We start from the raw sequence: 1,645 nt of genomic DNA on the forward strand, positions 1-1,645 counted from the left end.
TGCTGGTCCCCCCCCCTTTTTCAAAGTGCCGCGCACCCGAAAGGGTGCGCGGCACTTTTTGCGTTTGGTGCTCCAAAGAGGCTTGATGATGATCACACGGCCGGTATCGGGCTTGCCGGAGCGCCCAAGGCGCGTCCGCTCTCCGAAACCGAGAAGCGCAGGCGATATTCCTTCGGTGACAGACCCAGGATCTTGCGGAAGATCTTGCGGTAGGCGTTGGTGTCGTCATAGCCGCTCTGCCAGGCAACCTGCTCGATCGAGAGATGCGAGCGCTCGAGCAGATCGCGGGATTTGGCGATCCTCAGCCGCTGGCAGTATTCGGTCGGGTTGAAGCCGGTCGCCTTCTGGAAGCGGCGCAGGAAGGTCCGGTCGCCGAGGCCGGCGCGCGCTGCCATCATCTGCAGCGTCACGCCCTTGGTATTGGCGCCGTGCAGCCAGTGCTGGATCCTCAGGATGATGCTGTCGCCGTGGTCGAGCTTCGGCGCGAAGATGCTGTAATAGCTCTGTTCGCGCGCGCCGGGATCGATGATCATGTAGCGCGCGGTCGCCAGCATGACGTCGGTTCCCAGAAACCGGTCGACGAGTTTCAGGCCGAGGTCGATCCAGGCCATCATGCCGCCGGCGGTGATGATGTCGCCTTCGTCGATCAGCAGCCTGTCGGTATCCACGCGGATATCGCGGTAGCGGTCGGCGATCAGGTCCTGGTGCGACCAGTGGGTGGTGATGGTGCGGCCGGCGGCAAGACCGGATTCCGCCAACAGATAGGCGCCGCCACAGACGGAGCAGATGGTCGTGCCACGCTGATGCTGTTCACGCACGAAGGCGGGCAGGGCGCCGATGCGATCGCCGACCGGCAGGTCGGAGAGCGTCGGCGGCAGGATCAGGGCCACAAGGCCTGATGAGGCCCCCTCGTGGGTGTCGCGCGATTTCGACACCGAGCCATCTTCCTGAAGTTTCCAGTGGCTGATGCGGATCTGCGGAGCATCCCTGCCGCTCTGTTCGACCGACTGCATGCTCGCCACCTGGAACATGTCGGTCAGCCCATGGATCGCCGACATCAGGGCGCGGGGATAGACGACGATGCCGATCTCCGCCGGCTCGCTTGTCGATCGTTTTGTCACTTCTGCCCCCATCGTTGTCAGCTTTGCCGGTCGAGAGGTTAGGCCCGCCGATTTATCAATTCAACCATCGCTTCCACCGAATGGAAGCAGGGCAACAGAGATCGAAGAGGTGAGGACAATGACACAGGCAAAGGCAGTTTCCGCAAGCGTTTCCAACAGCATCTCCCGCCGCAGCGTTCTCTCGGCCGCCTTTGGTGCAGCCGCGGTCAATGCCATCAACACGCCGGCCAAGGCCGCATCCAACACCGCATCAACCGCCGGCGCGTCCGGCACGAAGGGAGCAGACACCATGGGCAGCCGCATCATCACCCGCGATGGCGTCGAGATCTACTACAAGGACTGGGGTCCGAAGGATGGCCCGGTCGTCGTGCTCAGTCACGGTTGGCCGCTGTCGTCGGACAGCTGGGAGGCACAGGCCTTCCACCTTGCCGCCAACGGCTTCCGCGTCGTCACCCATGATCGCCGTGGCCACGGCCGCTCGTCGCAGCCCTGGGACGGCAACGACATGGATCACTATGCCGACG

The 1,645-nt window shown here is 63.5% G+C and carries 2 protein-coding genes; one reads left to right on the forward strand and one right to left on the reverse strand.

Going from position 1 to position 1,645, the window contains the following annotated elements:
• Positions 1-92 precede the first annotated feature (92 nt).
• Positions 93-1,121 carry a GlxA family transcriptional regulator gene (locus L981_RS30115; protein WP_043625447.1) on the reverse strand — a complete coding sequence of 343 codons (1,029 nt, stop codon included), beginning with the start codon at positions 1,119-1,121 and terminating at the stop codon, positions 93-95.
• A gap of 118 nt (positions 1,122-1,239) precedes the next feature.
• On the opposite strand from L981_RS30115, the gene L981_RS30120 reads away from it, so the two are divergent.
• The coding region (locus L981_RS30120) for an alpha/beta fold hydrolase (RefSeq protein WP_043625444.1) at positions 1,240-1,645 on the forward strand (406 nt) is incomplete at its 3' end.

This window comes from Ensifer sp. ZNC0028 (assembly GCF_000799055.1).
Classification (GTDB): Bacteria; Pseudomonadota; Alphaproteobacteria; order Rhizobiales; family Rhizobiaceae; genus Ensifer.